The 5369-nt window shown below is 68.5% G+C and carries 6 protein-coding genes; 3 read left to right on the top strand and 3 right to left on the bottom strand.

The window, feature by feature from the left end; translation table 11 throughout:
* Positions 1–124: 124 nt before the first annotated feature.
* The gene (locus K6I34_RS30685) at positions 125–691 is read left to right on the top strand and encodes a Uma2 family endonuclease (RefSeq protein WP_229330950.1); all 567 of its coding nucleotides are present in this window, start codon (positions 125–127) and stop codon (positions 689–691) included.
* Between the two features lie 895 nt (positions 692–1586).
* Here K6I34_RS30685 and K6I34_RS30680 read toward each other — a convergent pair.
* Complete coding sequence (locus tag K6I34_RS30680) at positions 1587–1889, bottom strand: hypothetical protein (protein ID WP_229330955.1); 303 nt, start codon at positions 1887–1889, stop codon at positions 1587–1589.
* 7 nt (positions 1890–1896) lie between these two features.
* Entirely contained in the window at positions 1897–2766 is an 870-nt protein-coding gene (gene mca, locus K6I34_RS30675; RefSeq protein ID WP_229330948.1) for a mycothiol conjugate amidase Mca, read from the bottom strand.
* Between the two features lie 125 nt (positions 2767–2891).
* Between mca and K6I34_RS30670 the strand changes: the two genes are divergently transcribed.
* Both K6I34_RS30670 and greA read left to right on the top strand, forming a co-directional pair.
* Positions 2892–3293, top strand: coding sequence for a DUF4307 domain-containing protein (locus tag K6I34_RS30670; protein ID WP_229330946.1), 402 nt, complete (start codon positions 2892–2894; stop codon positions 3291–3293).
* 369 nt (positions 3294–3662) lie between these two features.
* Positions 3663–4160: a transcription elongation factor GreA gene (gene greA / locus K6I34_RS30665; RefSeq protein ID WP_229330944.1), complete on the top strand. Its 498-nt coding sequence runs from the start codon at positions 3663–3665 to the stop codon at positions 4158–4160.
* Between the two features lie 194 nt (positions 4161–4354).
* Here greA and K6I34_RS30660 read toward each other — a convergent pair whose 3' ends face one another.
* Positions 4355–5191 carry an ABC transporter permease gene (locus K6I34_RS30660; RefSeq protein WP_229330952.1) on the bottom strand — a complete coding sequence of 279 codons (837 nt, stop codon included), beginning with the start codon at positions 5189–5191 and terminating at the stop codon, positions 4355–4357.
* Between the last annotated feature and the right edge of the window lie 178 nt (positions 5192–5369).

Genomic DNA, 5369 nt, shown 5'->3' with positions numbered 1-5369 from the left:
AAGCGGGACAAGTCGATAGCGAACACCCCTGGCGCTCTTCCGGATCGGGCGCCCCGGCATCACAGGACAGTAGGCTGAGTCCGGCAGCGCTGGAACTGTCGAGGCTCCTCGGAGGAGGTACATCATGACCGCCGAGATGGTGGCGCCCGCGTGGATGCATACGCAGATCAGCGCGGAGCAGTACGACTCCTGGTCCGAGGAGCAGTGTGCCGGCATTGAGATCGTGGACGGGATGATCGTGGTGAGCCCGAGCGCGTCCAAGCGGCACAACCGGCTGGCCCGAATCCTGGCCAATGCCCTGGACGCTGCCGCAGGCCCGGACTGGAACGCCGACACGGACTTCGACGTCCGCCTGCAGGACGTTCCGCTCACCAACCGCCGTCCGGACGTCGTCGTCTACCGGGCGGAGACCATCGATCTCACGCCCACCCGCCCCGAACATGTACTTCTGGTCGTCGAGGTCGTGTCGCCCGGCTCGGAAACCACCGACCGGATCGTGAAGGTGGACCAGTACGCCAAGGCCGGAATCCCCTTCTACTGGCGAGTCGAACAGGCCGCCACCGGTGTCCCGATCATCTACACCTACGTTCTCGACCCCGCCACCAAGGCCTACAGGGACGGCGAGATGTTCACCGGCGTGATCAAGGCTGCCGCGCCCTTCTCCGTCATGGTCGACCTGGGAGCCGTCTGACAGCACCGGAAGGTCATTTCCTCATGGCCGAGCACAAGGGGAAGCAAAAATTCCGGGAGCACTTGCCCGAGCGGTCGCGGACACGACCATGGAGTCTGCTGTTCGCTCACCGTTCTACACAAAGGTGACATGCAGGTCCTCACCGTGGTCGTTACCACCGTCGATCTCCTGCACGATATGCCCGTGGCGCTCCAGCAGCGCAGCGCACGCACCTCATTCACGGCTATACGCCCAACGCGCCGACTCTCGGGCACCTTCGGCATCCCGCCCCCTCTTGATCTTCGGGGGCAGGACCAGAACAGCCGAAGATGTGCACACAGCTTCCCCGCGAAGGACAGCACATCCGGGAAGCACCTGGCTGTCGATCATGCCTGTCGCTCCGTGCTCACGCCCTTGCACGACTACGAGACACGCGGAGGGCTGGATGCCACCCGGGAAGGAGACCGGCTGTCGGCGACAAGGGCATCGACGCCCAGTCACCGCTTTACGGCGTCACGCCTGGTAGAGGCGGTTACGGATTCGGTAAGCGCACTGGCACCAGTGACACGAGCTGTAGCCCACGCCGAGGAAGACGGGCACATCGCGGCGCCGACGGCGGGTTATCCACAGGCGGTTGTCCACAGGCCTGCCGGAAATCCCGGCGAGGCGGAACACTCGAAGCCCGGGGCGATCGCGGGGTGATCGCCGAAGGGGGACGGCTGCCGGGCGGCGGTGCCGCGGGCGCGGAAGGGGGCGGCGTGCGCCAGGTTCAACCGGACGGAGGACGGGAGGCGGTACGCCACCGGGGTGGCCCGCGGCCGGTCCGGGCGCGGGATGGCGGACATGGCGGCTCGGCACAGTGCCGGGCCGCCGGGCCCGCGGAGCGGGATCGGGGCCGCCGGGTGGCGGCCGGACGTCAGCCCTTGGCGGCGCTGTCGCCCTTGCCGCCCTTGCCGCCCTTCGCGCCACCGGCCGTGCCGGACGCGGTGGCGGCCGTGGCGGGGGCCGCGGCCGCGGTCATCGCCGCGGCCTCCGGGACCTCGTCGAACGAGACCTTCTTCATGTGCCTGTTCATGCTCTTCATCAGCATCCAGACGGCGGCGCCGAGCAGAGCGAAGACGATGAAGCCGAGGACGCCCGGCGTGACCTTGTTCTTGTCAAGGTCTTCGGCGGCGAGCGGCACGAGGTGGGTGGCGGCGAGGGTCGCAGTCGCGCTCATCATGGGGTCAATTGTTGCGGATGCCCGCGAAGAGGTCGTCCTCGGGGAGGCTGGTGGCGACGAGCGACTTCGCGAGCTCGTACTCCTCGGTCGGCCAGACCTCGCGCTGGAGGTCCAGCGGCACGCGGAACCAGCCGCCGTCGGGGTCGATCTGGGTGGCGTGCGCGATCAGCGCCTTGTCGCGGATCGCGAAGAAGTCACCGCAGGGCACATACGTGGTCAGCGTGCGCTCGCGGCCCATCTTCTGCCAGCGCTCCAGCCACTCCCCGTAGGGGGAGTCCATGCCACGGGCCAGCAGCGCCTCGTGCAGGGCCAGGGTGCGCGGCCGGTTGAAGCCCTGGTTGTAGTAGAGCTTCTGCGGCTGCCAGGGCTCGCCCGCCTCGGGGTAGCGCTCCGGGTCGCCCGCCGCCTCGAAGGCCACCATCGTGATCTCGTGGGTCATGATGTGGTCGGGGTGCGGATAGCCGCCGTTCTCGTCGTACGTGGTGATCACGTGCGGGCGGAACCCACGGATGAGCTTCACCAGGCGTCCGGCCGCCTCGTCGACGTCCTGGAGGGCGAAGCAGCCCTCGGGCAGCGGGGGCAGCGGGTCACCCTCGGGCAGCCCGGAGTCCACGAAGCCCAGCCACTCCTGCTTCACGCCGAGAATGTCACGCGCCTCCGCCATCTCCTTGGCGCGCACCTCGTGGATGTTCGCCTCGATGTAGGGGTCGCCCTGGAGCTTGGGGTTGAGGATGGAGCCGCGCTCACCACCCGTGCAGGTCGCGACCAGCACGTCCACCCCCTCGGACACGTACTTGGCCATCGTGGCCGCGCCCTTGCTCGACTCGTCGTCGGGGTGGGCATGCACCGCCATCAGTCGCAGCTGCTCTGTCAACGCTCGATCCTCAGTCACTGGTCGTGGCCCGTCTCATCGGTGTTTCGGGGCGCCTCCTATAGTGACCGAAGCGGGAGACGTTTCATTCCGGACGACGATGCCGGTTCCCGGGCAGGAGGAAGATCATGGCTGCGGCGCGCGAGGGCCTCCCCGAGGGGCGTTACGGCCGGTCGGCCGACCAGCGTGCGGACCGCAACCTCAAGATCGTCGGTGCGGTGCTGGGCGTGGCGCTGGCGGGCGTGCTCGTCTGGTTCGGTGTGCATTACGCCACCAAGGCGGACGTCAGCGCGGAGCTGATCCGCTCCAAGCCGATGTCGGAAACCACCGTGCAGGCGGTGCTGGAGGTCCGCAAGGACAAGGACGCCACGGGCACGTGCACCCTGCGCGCGCTGGGCGGCGACGGCTCCGAGGTCGGCCGGATGGATGTCAGGCTGGACCGCAAGGAGGAGCACTTCACCGAGCGGGTCACGATGCGCACCACCCAGCACGCGGCCTCCACCAAGCTCGAAGGCTGCACCACCGACTGAGCGCTCCGCTGGAAGACCGGTGAGTCGTCTGCGGGTGCGTCGTGGCTGGTCGCGCCCACGCGGCGGAGCCGCATATTGACGCTGCCCCGCGCCCCTTTGGGGCGCCACCGTCGGGCCGACCGGAAACGATCATCGCCGGGCCGGGAACGATCGCCCGGGGCACCCAGAGCTGATCTTGAGGGGCTGGGCCTGACCTGCACTGACGCATTTCTTGCGCAGTTCCTCCCCGTTCCTTCTTCCCCCTTTCCCTGGCTAATTGTTAGGCTCGTGGTTTCGCCCACCTTTGAAGGTGCACCCTTCTGAGTAGGGCGTTCATTTGTATCCCCGATGCATCCCCAAGTTTTTCCCCAGTACCGACGAGGAGCACCTGTGACCCAGACCAGCGACAACGTCACCTGGCTGACTCAGGAGGCGTACGACCAGCTCAAGGCCGAGCTGGAGTACCTGTCTGGTCCCGCTCGCACCGAGATCGCGGCGAAGATCGCGGCTGCCCGCGAAGAGGGGGACCTGCGAGAGAACGGCGGGTACCACGCGGCCAAGGAGGAGCAGGGCAAGCAGGAGCTCCGCGTGCGCCAGCTGACCCAGCTGCTGGAGAACGCCAAGGTCGGCGAGGCCCCCGCCGCGGACGGCGTGGTGGCCCCGGGCATGGTCGTCACCATCGCCTTCGACGGCGACGAGGACGACACCCTGCAGTTCCTGCTCGCCTCCCGCGAGTACGCGAGCTCGGACATCGAGACGTACTCCCCGCAGTCCCCGCTGGGCTCCGGCGTCAACGGCAAGAAGATCGGCGAGGACGCGCAGTACGAGCTGCCCAACGGCAAGAAGGCCATGGTCCGCATCCTGGAGGCCAAGCCGTATTCCGGCTGAGCCGGCACCAGTACTCCGGGGGAGCCCCGGACCCCGTCCAGGGGTCCGGGGCTCCTTTCACGTTTCCGTGCCGGGTGTGCGCCCAAGAGCTCGGTGCGTGGTGGAGTCGGGCGACTGCGGCTCGCGTCTGGCCGGGCGCGCAGTTCCCCGCGCCCCTTCAGGGCGCTCCGTAAGGCGCGGGGATGCAGCCCGGCTCAGCCCGTTGCCGAGCGGTACTTCCTCACCGACAGCGTCCGGAAGACCACGATGATCACGAGCGACCAGATCAGCGACGCCCACACCGGGTGCTGCATGGGCCATGCGGCGGGCACGGGGTAGCCGTCCGGCAGATTGCCGAAGAGGTGCCGCGCCGCCTGCACGGTCGCGCTGAAGGGGTTCCACTCGGCGATATGGCGCAGCACCGTCGGCATATTGTCGGACGGCACGAACGCGTTGGAGATGAAGGTCAACGGGAAGAGCCAGATGAGCCCGCCCGAGGTGGCCGCCTCGGGGGTGCGCACGCTCAGCCCGATCAGGGCGCCGATCCAGGAGAAGGCGTAGCCCAGCAGGAGCAGCAGGGCGAAGCCCGCGATCGCCTTGGGGATGCCCGCGTGTGTCCGCCACCCCACGATCACCGCGACGACCGCGAGCACCACCAGCGTCAGCGCGGTCTGCACCAGGTCGGCGAGCGTACGGCCGGTGAGTACGGCCCCGCGGGCCATCGGCAGTGACCGGAAGCGGTCGATGAGGCCCTTGTGCATGTCGTCGGCGATGCCCGCGCCCGCGCCCGCCGTGGCGAAGGTGACGGTCTGCGCGAAGATGCCCGCCATCAGGAACTGACGGTAGGTCGAGGGGTCGGTGCTGCCGCCCACGGCGATCGAGCCGCCGAAGACATAGCTGAACAGCACCACGAACATGATCGGCTGGATCAGCCCGAAGATGACCACCTCGGGAATGCGCAGCATCCGGATGAGATTCCGCTTGGCGACGACGAGGGAGTCGCGCACGGACCTGCCGACAAGTCCGAAGGCCCCGGGCGCCCCCGGCGGCACGGCCTTGGCAGCGGCGTCGCTGACGGTGCTCACGAGGCCGCCTCCTTCCTGTCGTGCGACGGCTGGGCCTGCTCCTGCTCCTGCTCCTGCGCCCTTCCCTGGTCCGGGCCGGAGCCCTGCCCGCCGTCCGGCTCCGTTCGTTCCCCTTCCGCTTCCCCTTCCCCTTCCCCTTCCTGTG

The organism is Streptomyces sp. UNOC14_S4, assembly GCF_020740835.1.
Taxonomy (GTDB): domain Bacteria; phylum Actinomycetota; class Actinomycetes; order Streptomycetales; family Streptomycetaceae; genus Streptomyces.
This window is presented reverse-complemented; position numbering and strand designations above follow the sequence as displayed.

Coding starts and splice junctions, on each gene's coding strand:
- K6I34_RS30685 (WP_229330950.1), top strand. CDS start 125: ATGACCGCCGAGATGGTGGCGCCCGCGTGGATGCATACGCAGATCAGC.
- K6I34_RS30680 (WP_229330955.1), bottom strand. CDS start 1,889: ATGAGCGCGACTGCGACCCTCGCCGCCACCCACCTCGTGCCGCTCGCC.
- K6I34_RS30670 (WP_229330946.1), top strand. CDS start 2,892: ATGGCTGCGGCGCGCGAGGGCCTCCCCGAGGGGCGTTACGGCCGGTCG.